Here is a 15,611-nt window from a genome sequence, read left to right as displayed (position 1 = left end):
CAATGCAAATCGCCCGCCTTGCCATCGAAAAGCCGCTTTATACATGGCTTTTGATCCTGTTTTGTCTTTTTGGCGGTGCGGGTGGTTACTTTGCTGTCGGCAAACTGGAAGACCCGGTTTTTACGCTGAAATCCGCGCTGGTGATCACACCCTACCCCGGTGCGACCGCAGATGAGGTCGCCACCGAAGTGTCCGAGGTCATCGAGACGGAAATCCAGCAGATGGATGAAATCGACACCGTCACCTCGCGCAATCTGCCGGGCCTGTCGGTGATCGAGGTCGAGGTCAAGGATATCTTCGGCGGCGATGAACTGCCCCAGATTTGGGACGATCTGCGCGACCGGGTGCAGGATGCCGCGGCGGACCTGCCGTCGGGCGTGCGACCGTCCGAGGTAAACGACAGTTTCGGAGATGTCTACGGTCTGTTCTACGCCGTCACGACGCAGGGGTTCAGCGACACCGAAACCTGGGAAATCGCCACCTATCTGCGGCGCGAAATGCTGACGGTGCAAGGCGTTGCCAATGTCGAACTGCGCGGCCTGCCGGAAGAGGCGATCTATGTCGAACCCTCAACCGAGTCCACCATCAATCTGGGCATTGACCCTGCACTGATCATCGGTGCCGTGTCAAACGCCAATGCCGTCGTGTCCACAGGGGACACAACCACCGGCGAACGCGAAGTGATGATCGACGCCCCGCAGGGCGATGACAGCGTCAGTGAAATCAGCGCACTTAGCTTCGGATTTCAGGGCGAGGTGCTGAACCTTGTCGATCTGGCCACCGTCACCCGCAAACGTCTCGAAGAACCCGACCACATCATCCGCCATAACGGGCAAGAGGCCTTTACCATCGGCATCGCCGGACTGACATCGGAAAACATCGTGACTGTGGGTCAGCGTGTCGAAGCGCGGCTGGACGATCTGCAGGACACCTTGCCTTTAGGCGTTGAACTGAACCCGATCTATGAACAGCACCGCGTTGTCGATCAGGCAAACAGTGATTTCCTGTTGTCATTGGCGCTGTCGGTCAGTGTTGTGATCGGCGTTCTGGCCCTTTTCATGGGGTGGCGCGCGGCCATTGTTGTTGGTGCGTCACTGCTGCTGACGGTCAGTTTCACCTTCTTTTTCATGTATGTATTCGACATCAAGGTCGAACGCATCAGCCTGGGCGCGCTGATCATCGCCATGGGGATGCTGGTCGATAACGCCATTGTTGTCGCCGAAGGCATGCAGGTCGAAATGCGCAAGGGCCGCAAAGCCACCGCCGCCGCCCAGGAAGCCGCGCGCAAGACGCAAATCCCGCTGCTTGGCGCCACCGTCATCGGCATCATGGCCTTTGCGGGTATCGGGCTTAGCCCCGATAGCTCGGGCGAATTCCTGTTTTCGCTTTTTGCCGTCATCGGTATATCGCTGCTGCTCAGCTGGTTGCTGGCAATCACTGTGACACCGCTTTTGGCCAGCTATTTCTTCAAAGTGGGCGATGCAGACAATGCGACTGACCCCTATGACACTTTCTTTTTCCGCGCCTACGGTAAGCTGTTGCGCGGGGCGCTTCGGGTGCGCTTTCTGGTCATCGTCGGGCTGATTGGCGGCACTGTGGCCTGTGTCATGGCCTTTGGTCAGGTCACGCAGCAGTTCTTTCCACCTGCCAACACGCCTCTGTTTTATCTGAATTATCAGGCTGCGCAGGGGACACCCATTGATACGACATCAAATGATCTGGCCGTTGTCGAAGACTGGCTGGACCAGCGCGACGATGTCGTGGCCTATACAACTTCGGTTGGCAATGCGATGACCCGCTTTCTGCTGACCTATAATCCTGATCCACAGGATCCAGCCCATGGCCAGATCGTGATCCGTGCCGAAAACTTCGAAGCTGTTGAGGGTCTGCGTGGCGAATTGGATGATTTCATCGCAGACGCCCTGCCCTGGGCCGAAGTCCGCACACAGCAGATCATCTATGGCCCCCCTGTCGGTGCCGATGTCGAGGTGCGCTTTTCAGGCCCCGACCCGGATGTTCTGCGTGATCTGGCGAACGAAGCGCAGCTGATCTTTGAACTTGAAACCGACCTTTTGCTGACAGAACGCATCGACTGGCGCGAACGCGAATTCACCGTCCGCCCCATTCTGGCCACCGACCGCGCCCAGGCATTGGGTGTGGGCCGCCAGGACATCGGCCAAGCTATTGCTTTGGCCACTGATGGCATCCAGGCTGGATTTTACCGCGAACGTGAACGTCTGATCCCCATCTATGTGCGTACCCCGCGCAGCGATCAGACCGAACAGGGCCAGATATTGGATCAGGTGTTGTATTCGCAGGCCTCGGGCAACTTCGTACCCCTGTCCCAGGCCATTGATGGGTTTGAGGTCATCACCCGCGACACCCTGATCGAACGCCGCAACCGCGAACCGACGATAAGCATTCAGGGCTTTGCGGTCGCGGGCGTCATGCCCCCCACCGCCTTTGCCGAGGTCCGCCCCCTGGTCGAGGCGATAGAACTGCCCCCCGGCTACAGCATGGAATGGGGCGGCGAATACGAAAGCGCAACCCAGGCGCAGGCCAGCCTTGGCAAACAGATGCCCCTGTCTTTCGGTGTCATGCTGCTGATCACAATTCTGCTGTTCGGCAAACTGCGCCAGACCGCGGTGATCTGGACGATTGTACCAATGGCCGTAAATGGTGTGGCCCTTGGACTGTTGTTCACGGGTTTGCCTTTCAGCTTTACCGCGCTTCTGGGCCTGCTGAGCCTATCGGGCATGCTGATCAAGAACGCCATCGTTCTGGTCGAAGAAATCGATGCGCAGAAAAACGAAGAGGGCCTGCCACAAAGCGAAGCCATCGTTACCGCGTCGATCAGCCGTCTGAGACCTGTAATGCTGGCGGCGGCCACCACGATCCTTGGCATGGTGCCACTGTTGTGGGATCCGTTCTTTGCTGCGATGGCGGTGACAATCATGGGTGGGCTTGGTTTTGCCTCGGTTCTGACGCTGATCGGCGCACCCGTGCTGTACCACACGTATCTGCGAAAAGAACGCCGCGCGGAAAATATGCAAAAGAAAAGCAAAAAAACGGAATACAAAACCACGCAAAACAACAAACTTGCCGCTGAATGACCACCGCCAAAAAATAAGGGACGGGACCATGAAAGCCATTATATTCGGATCACTTCAAACCCTGGCCGATACATCCGAAATCGAACGCCAGTCCTTTAACCTGGCCTTTCAACGCCATAGTCTGGGCTGGCATTGGGACGGAACGACCTTTCAAACCATGCGGCGGCTGTCTAGCGATCGCGCGCGGCTGGAACGCTTTGCCTCGCTTCAGGGGCAGTTCATCAATGTGCCCCAGATCCAGGCAACCCAGGTGCAGATTTTCCAATCTCTGCTGGACCAGTCCGACCTGCAGGCCCGTCAGGGTGTCGTCGATATCTTGAAAGAGACCCGGATGCGGCAAATGAAAACAGTGCTGGTTTCCGAAGCCCCGTTGCAAACCATCAATCTGGTACGTGCCGCAGCACTTGGCATCTGGGCCTCCAGCCTTGATCTGATTGTATCCGACAAGGACCGCCTGCCACCAAAGCCGCTGCCCGACGTCTATGATCACGCCCTGAAATCCCTTGGCCTGCGCCCAAGCGACTGCATCGCGATTGAGGATACAACAAGTGGCATGCAAGCGGCCCGCACCGCAGGGGTCAGCGTCATCGCCCTGCCAGACATGGGCGGCACAGTGGAAGACCTGCCCGATCAGATCGTGATATCCGGCCCCGACCTGTTCGGCGTCGTCAAAACCTTGGTCTGTCTCGCGCTGCAAAGGGCGTCTTAAAGCCCATTGCAGGACTCTCAAGTCGACCTTGTCTAACGTCAGCGCTTGTGGGAAAGATTTGATGTTTTCGTAACGGAAGATTTCTGTAAGCGGTTCGCCGTTCACATGTGTTTGGTGTAGTTCCATGGCAGCAGCTCATTGATGTTCGTTTGTTTGTGGCCGTCAGGACACCAGACAGATAGGCAAGTCTGGGACCAACGCTATCCATGTTAAAGTTGCACCAGCATTTTGCGGCCCTGAGTCCAGAGTGACCGATGCTGACTTGAATGCCAAAGTGTCCGTCGTCAAAGTTTTTCGGAGAGCTGAAGCTGTATCGTAACGGAGGCTCTGGTTCGATTTCTGTTAGAGTTTAACGTCAAAGTTGTTTCGATTTTAAAGAGAGTTGCAGAATTGATTTTCTTCAAATTTTCAACGGTTTCAACTTGTGTTTTCAATATGGGGAGGGTGTGAGATGCTGCGTAGATTTGTCAGACTAACCGCCGAACGCGCAAAACTGTTTGGAACGTGGGGTCGGGGCACTGGGGTTTTGGAGCCGCCAAAGAGCGTGCCGTTTTCCCGGACGGAAGAGAAGCTTCAAGAGTATTGGGAGCTGGATGCAATCACCCGTTTCAGAAAACGGCATAAGGCAGAGAGTGACGGCGATTTAGGATAAAGCAGGAGACTATCCACCCCACCGCATTATCTCGCTTTGCAATCAGCGGTGCAAGTTGCAGCTACCCACTATTAACGCCAATTTGCATCGTTGTTGTTATCCTGCCTTTGAACATACCACGGTGCCGATCGCTGACCCTTCCTCATCAAGAAGAACAGCATGTGAAATTTTTGCCGCGAGCGGGGCTGCGGCAATCATATCTGGCATCAATTCGTCAAAAAGCGCCTGTGCAGCGATTGGGTCAGGCGCACGACTTATGACCATCAACGGCATCATCATATTGACCTGATCAATTGCCTCTTGGCTTGCTGACCCCTCTAGCAGCTCGGGCGGATCGAAAGAAAATCCTTCTGGCCGCACAAGTAGACTTTCTGAGAGCGTTGCAAGGCCGGCCGTTATTGATGTGACGGCATCCAATTGATCCAGCTCTGTCCTTTGTTCCGGGCTGAGACCGCCAGCCACCCGGATTCCATCCAGCACCTGTTGGCGGTGGGTTGCGGGCATTTGAACCGCCAAGACATTCAAGAGCGCCTGGAACTGCATTTGTGTCGGTGTGCGCTGATCCACAGGCGCCGCTGCTAATGCTGCGATCTGTTCGAGGCTGCATTGATAGGCCAAATCGACCGGTTGGTCCGCAAATTCGGCCAAGTGAAAAGCTGAATGGATAAGGTGTTCGGGCAAACGCAGATAGGTGCGGGGGCCTGCTTCGCTTTCCTGGTACAGCCGATCATCACGTCGGTTAATCGCGGCATAACCGCCATACATGCCATCTGCAGCAAGCGCCCAATCATGGCGCGTACCCTCACCGAATTGCCAATCGCTGAGCGTGGTGCCTTCTTGTGCCTGAATGCCGGTCGCAACCACGGTGTAAGGTCCGCTTAAAACGTCTCCGCGTGTCGTCCTTGCATCACAGTTATATGGCTCTGCGCAGCTATTTGGATAGATGCTAGGATATCCGGCCAGCAAGCCGCTTTCAAATTCTCCGTCCGTAAATTGCAGATATGGGATCAGACTGTCCATTTTCCCTTCTTTGCTGAACGCGGGAAAATCTGTCCTGACCCAGACCATGCCCGGCGCCTCTAGAAAATCCTGGGTCAGTTCATTGGCTGCTGCACCTGTGCATAGCGCGGTAAGAGCAATTGCGCATCTGATCATTGATCTCTCCTGGTCAAAGTTGAATGGGGGGTAAGAAGCAGGTGGTTTCTGTTGCTAATTTCGGCGTCATAAATAAAGCTCCAACAAGACTGATCCCGAAGCAAATGCCAGATATCCAAAGAAAACAAAGCGCCACGCAGGTGGGTATACTGCGCTCAGGACAAAAAGGACCAAAACCACCAAAAGATGAACGGGTAGCAACCAAAGCTGCACGTAGCTGTTGATCATACTTCGTTGTGGGTCATCGGGATGAACCAATATGTTGACGGACTTACCGACTTGGTCATCACACCATTCCTTGCCCAGTCTGTACGAGCCATGCGCCTCTATCCCTTCGGCACTGATCGCAATTGGGATGTCGTCAAAGATCGTAACGCTATTTGTTGCACTGCTCCCGACACCGCCCGATCGTCTGAATTGCACTCGTTCACATCGGTCAACCACAGCCGCTTGTGATGTTCCAACCAATAGACGTGGCAGGTCACGCAATGGTTCGTGCGTGGGTTGCGGTGTCCAAAGCGTGACGGACAAGAGCAGCATCCACAGGTTCAGGACATATTTCACTAAGAGACGCCTCCCTTTAGCCAGCGATTAATGATGTCGGCGGCGTCCTTCGAATGCGGTCCGGCGCCATATGCTGGTGATATGTTTCGGATGTCTTTCTTAGGGTCACCCGATAGGATCAGCGCAACCCGGTGCCGAGTGTTACCATTTGATGTGTGGTGGGTTTGTGTGGACGCCTGTTCGAGCCGATCAAGCGGTTCCTCTTCTCGTTGATATCCGAACAAGGTCGTATGCCTGATTTCCATCACACCCGTTGCGCGATCAAGGATCAACTCATCTCGCCTGACAAGCAAAACGAAACCCAAGGCGGGAAGCCCTATTGCGAAAACCCCCATAAGAGCAGCTTGTTGAAACCCGACCTCAAGATAACGTTGCCAAGTGACATAACACATCAGCACAATCGCACCGGTCAGCAGACTGCTCATGAACCACGGTGCGTCCCGCAAGAATAGGCGGTCTGACGTGTTTTCAACGACCTTCATAGGTGCCTCCGGTGCAGAGAAACTGACTACTGCGATACTTCAATCATGCGGGTTTCGTTCGCATCTATGTTGATGATCCCAAGCTCTTCGCCGCGATACACCATGGCGTAAGGGCCTGGCAGAACCTGTTTCTCTCTACCGTCCCTGAGGTTGATTGGATCTTGATCACCTTGCAGCAATAGAAAATCACCACGCACACGTTCTGCCAGGCTGACAGTTGCGAGGCCATAGTCAGCTGCCGAAATCGTAAAGTCACTGTTTGGCGCTATCGTGACTGGGGGCGATACAAAGCCGCTGAACACAAACCGATAGTCGCCCGGCGCCAATTGCACCTCGGACCGTGATTTCCGCAGGCTCACGACCCCTTCACCAGAGGCATCATCAATAACGTCAACGTCGCCAAGAATATCGTCGGACCAGTTTACCGTTGCCAAGCCATAGTCAGCGGCGGTGACCGTATAATCGCTATCGGGCTCAATCACGACAGGCGGTGATGTGAAGTAACGAAAGGCAAAACGGTAAGTGCCGGGCGGGATTTGCGCGCTTGAACTCGACTTCCTAATCGTGGCTATGTCGTCCCCCGTCGCATCATTTACAATTTTCACGTCAGCACGGATGTCATCAGACCAGCGCACCGTTGCCAATGCATAATCAGAGGCGGATATCGTATATTCACCACCGGGTTCTATTGTAGTGGGCTGAGAGATGAAGTTGCCAAAGTCAAACCGATAGGCGCCCGGTGGTATCTGCAGCCTTTCGCGTGACGCCATAAGCGACAATATCTTGCTGTTGGTGGCCTCTTGGATAATTCCAACATCGCGCGCGTTATCAGCGCCCCAAATCACGGTCGCCAATCCGTAGTCAGCGGCGGAAATGGTGTAGTCACTACCCGCCTCTATGGTGACCGGCGGGGGGATGAACCGCCAGTTTTGAAACGGATACCCAAACTCAAAACGGTAGGTACCAGCTGGCACTTCTGTTTCTGGTTCGGACGCAAACAGGATATCGACCTCTTCGCCGGTATCGACATTGATCACCGTGATATCGGTATTGCCCGAGATATCATCAGCCCGGAACAGGTTGGCGACCTGTGGCGCCACAGGGGTGACAACCGGTTCCACCATGACGGGTTCTTCAACGATGCTGACCCGCACATCGGCCAGTGCTGCATCCAAAGCATCGGCGGAACTTGCATCATAGTACTCGCCGCCACCCGCCTCGGCGATGCAGCTGAGTTGTTCTTTGGCTTCCGCATCCACATCGAAGCCCACGACATGAATGCGCACATCGATATCCTGTTCGCGCAAGAGCGCGGCCGTCGCGCAAGGATCGCCTTCACAGCTTTCGATCCCATCCGATACCAGCACAATCGACACCGGATCTTCGGTCTGGCGCATCACTTCGCCTGCCTGCAGCAAGCTGTCGGAAATCGGTGTTTTGCCCAGCGGAGTCACGCCTGCAAGGGACGCCAGCAGGTCGGCGCGATCGGTCTGTCCGGGTGTCGCGATCACCTCGATATCCGCGCAAGAGCCGCGTTCGCGGTGGCCATAGGTGATCAGCCCTGCATCCACGCTCTCTGGCAGACCATCGATCAGTCCGCTCATCACATCCTTGGCGATGACGATCTTTTCCACCTCATTCACCCGCCCCCACATGGAACCTGAGCCATCGAGGATAAATAGCACATCTGCATTCCTGGATGCGTCTTGGGCGCTGGCCATACACCCCAGTGCGATAAGTGGTAAAGCCAGATGAAATGAACGATGCATGATGACTTCCTTGAAAAGAAATGATGTATACCTAGTTAAATAGTCGAAGTCGCAATATCAACAGATTGAAAAGAAGGGAAAGCTTTGGGGTACAATTGTATGCAGTGATGCGCCTACCGATCTGTGTGACAACGCTGAACTCCCTCAAACGACAAGCAACGTGCAAGACTTTCTGGACAAGATCATGGCCGGCGATGGACCCGCACTGGCAAAACTGGCGACCGCTTGGTTCCTGTTCTTCACCGTCAAATATCACCTTGATCTACGAAAGATCGCAACATGGCCATCTACCATCGGCAAATTGAACGAATTCAAGTATCTTGACGCCTCAAATCATAACGACCCACTCAAGATGATTGCTTACAGCTATGAGGTGGACGGCACGCCCTATAAGGGGGGCAATACCAACCTTGCCCATATCCGGATTGGTGGGCCAAGTTCGGGGTCACGCATCAAGAAAATGATGCGCCGGGTTCAGCGTATCGACGACGACAAGGTGGTCGTCTTCTACAATCCTTCAAAACCCAAGAAGAGCCTTCTGTTAAAGCCGTCATCCACAGAGTACGGGTTTCTGATCCTCCTGTACCTGACCACGCTCGGCGTGGCGTATCTGGGGTTTTTTCACGCAGGCTAGCACTGCAAAACTTCATGACAGGACAACCATATCATATGAAAACAACATCTTTTACTGCACTCGCTTTTTCTACCGTCGTTTGGTGCCTTCCAATTTCCGCAGTGGCGAAACCGGACTATTCCTGCTTGGAGGCTGCCTGGCAGGCTGAAATTAACATTCAGATGGCGCTGCAAGATGAAATCGCCCAGATTATGGTTGCCGCCCAATCCGACCTACAAGAGGTTTCGGAACTATCCGCCGCATCGGCCAAACAGAACCTGACGATGACACGGGCCCTGCGCGAATGGATCTGGGAAACGGATCCGGCCCGCCTGAACACGCTGGAAGCACATACCGCATTCAGTTGGACCGATGAAGATCGCGCCGCATGGGTTGCCGCCGCCCCTGATGCAGCGGCGATGCAGGACCGGCTGGATGATCTGAATGCGCAACTGGCCGCGCACCCGGACCTCAATGCCTATTTTACCTTACTCGGTGAAGATGCACAGCAAGCGCAGATGCTTGAAATCGCCGATGCTTTCGCCGAACGCATGGCCGAAACATCCGTAGCGCTTGCAAGCTGTTTCTGAAGCGTGCAAACGCCAGACATGCATGACAGAACTACCAAATAGAAAAAGACCAAACAGATGACATCTATAAGACCAACCATCCTGGCTATGGCCCTCATGACCTGTACCGCTCAAAGCGCACTTGCGCTTGACGAATGCCTCGTCGGGGAGTGGAGCGCCGACCTGAACGATATGACGGAAATGATGGCACAGGGTGGCATGCCCATTGATGGCGGTGAGGTCACTGGGTCAGGCCCGGTTATGGACATCAGTGCCGACGGCAGCGTGCTTAGCAATATGGAGGGCATGACGATATCGATGGACATGGACGGAATGAACGTCTCTGTCACCATGGCCGGCAAAAATGAGGCCACGATCGAGACCGAAGGTGACACCTTTACCATCACCGCGACGACATTTGATGTGGTGACAGAGGTGAATATGAATGGTCAGGTGTCAGTGGTCCCCCCGCGCCCTTCAGAACTGGGACCCGAGATATCAACCGGCACCTATACGTGTTCTGAAACAGATCTCATCTTCATGCAACCACCACAGGTCTATCAGATGCAGGCCATTCCGCGGCGTTGGACACGGGTGGCGGGTTAGACGCCGCGTGGACCCAGCATGTTGAAGCGTTCGCCAAATTCAAATCTTAACCCTTTATTTCTGGCTGGCGGTTTTGCCGTTTTAAACATCGCCATATTTTTCGCAGTGACGCAGTTGAGTTATGGCTTGTTTTTCTCATTCGGATATTTCCTCTGGGTCATCTGCGTATCAGGTGTCGCCTTTCCTCTGGCATTGATCGGGTACAGAGTTTTTGTGGGGAAATGGGCATGGTGGTCGGTAGCATTGGCCTGCGTCATCTCGGCCGCGGTCAGTGTGATGCACTTTTGGATGATTGCCGTCTCTGCGACGGTGGTTTGATCATAAGTATTCCACAACCACAAACGGCCCATGCACCCTTCGGGTCACCTTAGAAACCCATCTTTTTGATCACCTAAGGGGAATGACGTCTAGATCATGAAGAGACTATCACAGCCCAATTATACTTCTTTGCTCCTCGGTGCAGGATTCTTTATGTTGCCGTGATGCATGCCTTGGCCACACCCGGCGCGACGGAATGGGCTGCGTTGCAGGAAACCACGGCGGTGTTCTGAGAGGTCTTTGGGCGTGATGTCGCTGATATTGGCCTTGCGGCGCGATTTGTGTGCGGAGCAACCAGCTGGCCGCGGACACCCAGGCCCCGATCAAGCAAGAGTTTTCCAACAGAACCAACTCAAAGTACCGGTTCTCTGTGGTACAGCTAAAGGCCGGTTCAGGAAACATCGCCGTTGGCTGCAGTGCGGGTGAACTAGAAGGATGCAGGACAAAGCGGGCTGTGGTTGTGGCTGCCCCACGACTGGTTCGAAGATTGAAGCATTCACGCCTTGCTGTTTGTTACTTTATAAAATAATTTATTTTTAAAGAGGGAATTTAGTATATGAGAAAACGCGCAGCAGCACGGCAAACAGATGTATTGAGTGTGTTGAATGGATGCGACAGACCGATGACGGCGTATCAAATTCTCGAACAGCTTCAGATCAGAGAGCCGGATATTGCGCCGCCTACGGTCTATCGAACGCTATCGGCGCTGATGGATCAGGGACGCGCTCATCGTCTCGAATCCATCAAAGCCTTTGTGCCTTGCCGCTGTAGCCATGTCGAAAGTGTGCCTGTCCTAGCCATCTGCGAAGATTGTGGGTCGGTTGAAGAACATGACGGAAGCGATTTGCTACCGACACTTACTGCATTAACCGATCAAAACGCCTTTCAGGCAGAGCGCCACATTGTTGAAATTCACGGGCTATGTGGCACCTGTGCTGCCTAATCTCCATCTTAATCAAACCATACTGGATATACTATGAAACATGCATTCTCCCTTATTGCCCTTATCACTGCTTTTCCTACTTTTGCAGAGGAAACCCGCCAGCTTGATGCTCACGAACATGGTGTCGGCACGCTGAATGTCGCGATTGATGGTACGGCTGTCACGATGACGTTTGAAGCGCCGGGTGCTGATATTGTCGGGTTTGAGTATGCGGCTGAAAGTGACACCGATCTTTCCGCAATTGAATCGGCGATCGCCACACTTGGTGCGCCGCTTGATCTATTCGTAATGCCCAATGCGGCAAGCTGTAATGTCGTTGAAGCAAAGGCCGAGCTTGAAAGCGAAGACGGACATAATGATCACGGCGAGGAGCATCACGGTGATCACGCGGACGGAGAGCATGAAGACCACACCGATGAAAAGCACGATGAGCATGGACATGACGACCATGGGGATGAAGACCACACAGACCACGCCAAGGAAGCGGGTCACACCGAATTCCATGCAGAATATATGCTGAACTGCGACAACTCTGATGCGCTAACAGAAATCAGCTTCGTTTATTTCGAAGCATTCCCGAACGCACAAAAGGTTGAAGTGCAGATTATTACCACATCCGGTGCGCAAGCATTCGAAGTAGAACGTGACGCACCCATTTTAGATTTGGGGCGTTGAACGAAAGTGACTAACACGACGCTCGAAATCACTAAGCTGGCCTATCGTTGGCCAGGGCGGGCCGGCTTTTCCCTGATTGTTCCTCATCTATCCGTAGCGCAGGGCGAATCTTTGCTGTTACTAGGTGAGAGTGGATCAGGAAAATCGACGTTTTTGTCGCTGATCTGCGGCACGATCCTGCCGGATAAGGGACGCGTTGATATCGCAGGAACAGACATTGCCGCATTGTCTGGCGGCGTGCGTGATAAAGTACGGGCTGAGCAGATTGGAGTGATCTTTCAACAGTTCAATTTGCTCCCTTTTGGATCTGTAATGGACAACATTTTGCTCCCGCTCCATTTTGCCCCCGCACGGCGCAAACGTGCAGCTGATGCAACCACTGAGGCGTCACAACTGTGTGCCGCACTTGGCCTGCCTGCGGGCGTCACTAGCGCAAAAGCCACAACCCTAAGCGTCGGTCAGCAACAACGCGTGGCCGTTGCACGCGCGTTGATTGGACAGCCGCCGTTGATCATCGCGGATGAACCCACTTCGGCCCTTGATGCCAATAGTCAGGTCGCCTTTCTTGATCTGCTGTTTGAACAGGCGAACACGCATAACACCTCGCTTTTGATGGTCAGTCATGATGCACGCCTTGGCGAACGCTTTGACCGGGTGATCCGCATGGAAGACATTGCGCAGATCGAAAGGGCAGCGGCATGATCCTTCGCCTTGCTATCGCCTCACTGTTCGCGCGCGCGCTAACCGTCGGCATGACCATTCTTGCTATCGCACTTTCGGTGGCGCTGTTTCTGGGTGTGGAAAAGGTACGCACCGGCGCAAAGGCCAGCTTTGCCGATACGATATCTGGCACCGATTTGATTGTTGGGGCGCGGTCGGGATCGGTGCAACTGCTGCTGTATTCCGTATTCCGCATCGGCAATGCGACCAACAACGTGACGTGGAAAAGTTATCAAGACATCGCAGCGCGGTCTGACGTGGATTGGATCGTGCCGATCTCACTTGGTGACAGCCACCGCCAGTTCCGCGTGATGGGCACAACCCAAGCCTTTTTCAGACATTACAAGTACCGCCAAGGCAGGTCACTGGCCATGTCTAATGGTACCATAATGGATGACCTGTTTGATACGGTCATCGGTGCCGACGTCGCTACGACACTGAGTTATAGTGTTGGCGATCCGATCATCGTTGCCCACGGTCTGGCGTCCTTTACCGAACATAAGGATCAGCCGTTCCGCGTGTCGGGCATACTGGAAAAGACCGGTACACCTGTTGACCGCACGGTCATCGTCAGCATGCAAGCAATTGAGGCGATCCATGTGGATTGGCAAAGTGGCGCACAGGTGCCCGGCCAATCGACACCAGTAGATGTGATCCGCAACATGGAGCTGACGCCTACGGCGATAACCGCGGCGCTTGTCGGTGTTGAAAGCCCGCTGCAAACCTTTGCCTTACAGCGTGCCATCAATCAATATCCCGAAGAGCCTTTACTGGCTATCTTGCCCGGCGTCGCCTTACAGGAACTCTGGGGGATCGTTGGCATTGCCGAAACCGCATTGCTTGCCGTGTCGGCCATGGTGGTTGTTACTGCACTTATTGGCATGATGGCCACGATTTTTTCCAGCCTTAACGAGCGCCGTCGCGAGATGGCGATCTTTCGGGCCATGGGTGCGCGGCCTTTCACCATTCTGAGCATGCTTGTCTTGGAAGCCATGGTGATGGCGGCGCTTGGTGCATTGTTTGGGGTGGTCCTGTTGTATATCGGGCTGATCATCGCGCAGCCGATCCTTGATAGCACCTTTGGCCTGTGGTTACCGATCACTGCACCAACGCTGCGCGAAGTATGGGTCATTCTTGGGGTGATCTGTGCTGGCGCAATTGTGAGCCTTGTGCCTGCACTTAGGGCCTACAGAATGTCTGTTGCGGATGGTATGATAGTGAAAACGTGATGTTGAGGACGAGGGGAATGTAATGTTGAATCGCAGAGCTGCCTTGATGCTTTTATGCGGATCTGTCGTCGTCCCAAAGGTGGCATTTGCGGCAACGCCCCGGGAAATCCTTTGGGATGAGCTTCTGCCGCCGGGGTTGCCCTATGCCCAGATCATCGGAGAAGGCGACATAGACGTCGCCAATGACACATGGAACCCGATCTACGACGCCAACGCGGTGAAACTGAACGAGGCACTTGATGGCGCATATATCAAAATGCCGGGGTTCATCATTCCGTTTGAGGTGAGTGCAAAGGGCGTGACCAATTTCATGCTAGTGCCGTACGTTGGCGCCTGCATCCACACGCCGCCTCCACCTGCAAACCAGCTTGTTATGGTAAAGACAGTCCAGCCATGGCCAAGCGATCAGCTTTGGGACCCTGTCTGGGTCACAGGAACACTGCGGACGCAATTGCAATCCACCAATCTTGGTCAGACAGGATATTCGCTCACGGCCGATGAAATGGAGGTCTATGTCTGGTGATCTGCCATTTAAACCGTCGCACACTTCTTACAGGTATCGCAGCCTCAACGCTTTTGCCCGGTTTTGCCCGCGCTGAGGATTATATCGACCTTGATTGGGAAGACTTGCTGCCTGAGGGTCAATCAGCCATCCCGAATGCGTTACGCGGCCTATTGTCCCATGACGAAGGAGCCGCAATGTCAAGCCAACAGCCACCATCAATGGGTGTAAGAACCGAATGGAATGGTCAGATCGTCCGTTTGCCAGGGTTTATCGTGCCTATCGAATACACTGGCACAGGTGTGACGGCGTTTATTCTGGTGCCTTATGTAGGGGCTTGCGTCCACGTTCCGCCTCCGCCTGCGAACCAGCTTGTCTTTGTCACCACATCAACACCTTATGAAAGCGATGGTCTGTTCGAAGCGGTCAATGTTATAGGCATGTTCGGCGTATCATCGTTGAGCACACATCTTGCGGAAATTGGATACGCTCTGTCGGCGGACATAATTGAACCGTACCGGGTGTAGAGTTCGCGATGCGGTTTTAATATTGTATACCAGATCCATTGTGCGCCAGATCAGATAAGCCGACATTCGTGCGGTCGCAGCATTAGGAAACTCTCCTGACACCTTCACTGCGATTGTCACGAGTGGCAGGTTCGGGAAACACTACCATTCGCTGCGCCGTGCATGAACTGGTAGAGGATTTCACTCTTAGCCTCTGCCAATGGTTTGCCCATTTCCGCTGTCAAAATGACTGCCAGATCATCACAATTGGCGAGGATTAGATCGTACAGGCGGCGCAGGACCGCATCCCGATCTTTCCCCATGCACGCAGCCCATTCCTTTTGGGCCTGATACGCAACATCAATTGCAAAATTCGCCTCGGGTTGTCCCATATCTGGCAGGATTGCGATGCGTTGTCTGGTCGAAGGTTTCAAGATATCAAATGTATTGCCAGTGGACGCTGCCTGCATCCACTCCCCCCGATCA

General features: G+C 54.1%; 17 protein-coding genes. 12 read left to right on the top strand and 5 right to left on the bottom strand.

Annotated features, from left to right (window positions below; translation table 11 throughout):
• The first annotated feature begins 2 nt into the window (after positions 1–2).
• Together HRQ87_RS14995 and HRQ87_RS14990 are read left to right on the top strand one after the other, a co-directional pair.
• Positions 3–3,113, top strand: coding sequence for an efflux RND transporter permease subunit (locus HRQ87_RS14995; RefSeq protein ID WP_174139258.1), 3,111 nt, complete (start codon positions 3–5; stop codon positions 3,111–3,113).
• A 28-nt stretch (positions 3,114–3,141) separates the two neighbouring features.
• Positions 3,142–3,822, top strand: coding sequence for an HAD family hydrolase (locus HRQ87_RS14990; RefSeq protein ID WP_174139257.1), 681 nt, complete (start codon positions 3,142–3,144; stop codon positions 3,820–3,822).
• 748 nt (positions 3,823–4,570) lie between these two features.
• Here HRQ87_RS14990 and HRQ87_RS14985 read toward each other — a convergent pair.
• The 4 genes from HRQ87_RS14985 to HRQ87_RS14970 form a co-directional block, all read right to left on the bottom strand.
• A complete protein-coding gene (locus HRQ87_RS14985) occupies positions 4,571–5,629 on the bottom strand; it encodes a hypothetical protein (RefSeq protein ID WP_174139256.1) in 1,059 nt (352 codons plus the stop codon).
• Positions 5,630–5,695: 66 nt separating this feature from the next.
• Positions 5,696–6,193: a hypothetical protein gene (locus HRQ87_RS14980; protein ID WP_174139255.1), complete on the bottom strand. Its 498-nt coding sequence runs from the start codon at positions 6,191–6,193 to the stop codon at positions 5,696–5,698.
• Positions 6,193–6,675, bottom strand: coding sequence for a hypothetical protein (locus tag HRQ87_RS14975; protein WP_174139254.1), 483 nt, complete (start codon positions 6,673–6,675; stop codon positions 6,193–6,195). Before HRQ87_RS14975 ends, HRQ87_RS14980 begins: the two co-directional genes overlap by 1 nt.
• A gap of 26 nt (positions 6,676–6,701) precedes the next feature.
• Complete coding sequence (locus tag HRQ87_RS14970; RefSeq protein ID WP_174139253.1) at positions 6,702–8,444, bottom strand: vWA domain-containing protein; 1,743 nt, start codon at positions 8,442–8,444, stop codon at positions 6,702–6,704.
• Between the two features lie 184 nt (positions 8,445–8,628).
• Between HRQ87_RS14970 and HRQ87_RS14965 the strand changes: the two genes are divergently transcribed.
• The 10 genes from HRQ87_RS14965 (at position 8,629) to HRQ87_RS14920 (ending at position 15,146) form a co-directional block, all read left to right on the top strand.
• A complete protein-coding gene (locus HRQ87_RS14965; protein WP_174139252.1) occupies positions 8,629–9,078 on the top strand; it encodes a DUF3592 domain-containing protein in 450 nt (149 codons plus the stop codon).
• 35 nt (positions 9,079–9,113) lie between these two features.
• The gene (locus HRQ87_RS14960; RefSeq protein ID WP_174139251.1) at positions 9,114–9,647 is read left to right on the top strand and encodes a hypothetical protein; all 534 of its coding nucleotides are present in this window, start codon (positions 9,114–9,116) and stop codon (positions 9,645–9,647) included.
• A gap of 57 nt (positions 9,648–9,704) precedes the next feature.
• Positions 9,705–10,232, top strand: coding sequence for a hypothetical protein (locus tag HRQ87_RS14955; RefSeq protein WP_174139250.1), 528 nt, complete (start codon positions 9,705–9,707; stop codon positions 10,230–10,232).
• An 18-nt stretch (positions 10,233–10,250) separates the two neighbouring features.
• Positions 10,251–10,550, top strand: coding sequence for a hypothetical protein (locus HRQ87_RS14950; protein ID WP_174139249.1), 300 nt, complete (start codon positions 10,251–10,253; stop codon positions 10,548–10,550).
• A 556-nt stretch (positions 10,551–11,106) separates the two neighbouring features.
• Positions 11,107–11,493 carry a Fur family transcriptional regulator gene (locus tag HRQ87_RS14945; RefSeq protein WP_174139248.1) on the top strand — a complete coding sequence of 129 codons (387 nt, stop codon included), beginning with the start codon at positions 11,107–11,109 and terminating at the stop codon, positions 11,491–11,493.
• A gap of 33 nt (positions 11,494–11,526) precedes the next feature.
• Positions 11,527–12,168: a zinc uptake protein ZrgA gene (gene zrgA, locus HRQ87_RS14940; protein WP_174139247.1), complete on the top strand. Its 642-nt coding sequence runs from the start codon at positions 11,527–11,529 to the stop codon at positions 12,166–12,168.
• 6 nt (positions 12,169–12,174) lie between these two features.
• A complete protein-coding gene (locus HRQ87_RS14935; RefSeq protein ID WP_174139246.1) occupies positions 12,175–12,870 on the top strand; it encodes an ATP-binding cassette domain-containing protein in 696 nt (231 codons plus the stop codon).
• Positions 12,867–14,117 (top strand): ABC transporter permease, encoded by a 1,251-nt coding sequence (locus tag HRQ87_RS14930; protein ID WP_174139245.1) that lies wholly within the window; start codon positions 12,867–12,869, stop codon positions 14,115–14,117. The genes HRQ87_RS14935 and HRQ87_RS14930 overlap by 4 nt, the downstream gene beginning before the upstream one ends.
• Before the next feature lie 22 nt (positions 14,118–14,139).
• Positions 14,140–14,640, top strand: coding sequence for a DUF3299 domain-containing protein (locus HRQ87_RS14925; RefSeq protein WP_174139244.1), 501 nt, complete (start codon positions 14,140–14,142; stop codon positions 14,638–14,640).
• Positions 14,637–15,146, top strand: coding sequence for a DUF3299 domain-containing protein (locus HRQ87_RS14920; protein ID WP_343035318.1), 510 nt, complete (start codon positions 14,637–14,639; stop codon positions 15,144–15,146). The genes HRQ87_RS14925 and HRQ87_RS14920 overlap by 4 nt, the downstream gene beginning before the upstream one ends.
• Before the next feature lie 116 nt (positions 15,147–15,262).
• Here the strand turns inward: HRQ87_RS14920 and HRQ87_RS14915 are convergent, their stop codons facing one another.
• The gene (locus HRQ87_RS14915; protein WP_174139243.1) at positions 15,263–15,595 is read right to left on the bottom strand and encodes an aldehyde dehydrogenase family protein; all 333 of its coding nucleotides are present in this window, start codon (positions 15,593–15,595) and stop codon (positions 15,263–15,265) included.
• Positions 15,596–15,611: the final 16 nt, after the last annotated feature.

It is taken from the genome of Parasulfitobacter algicola (genome assembly GCF_013315265.1).
In the GTDB taxonomy this organism is placed as follows: Bacteria; Pseudomonadota; Alphaproteobacteria; order Rhodobacterales; family Rhodobacteraceae; genus Parasulfitobacter; species Parasulfitobacter algicola.
This window is presented reverse-complemented; position numbering and strand designations above follow the sequence as displayed.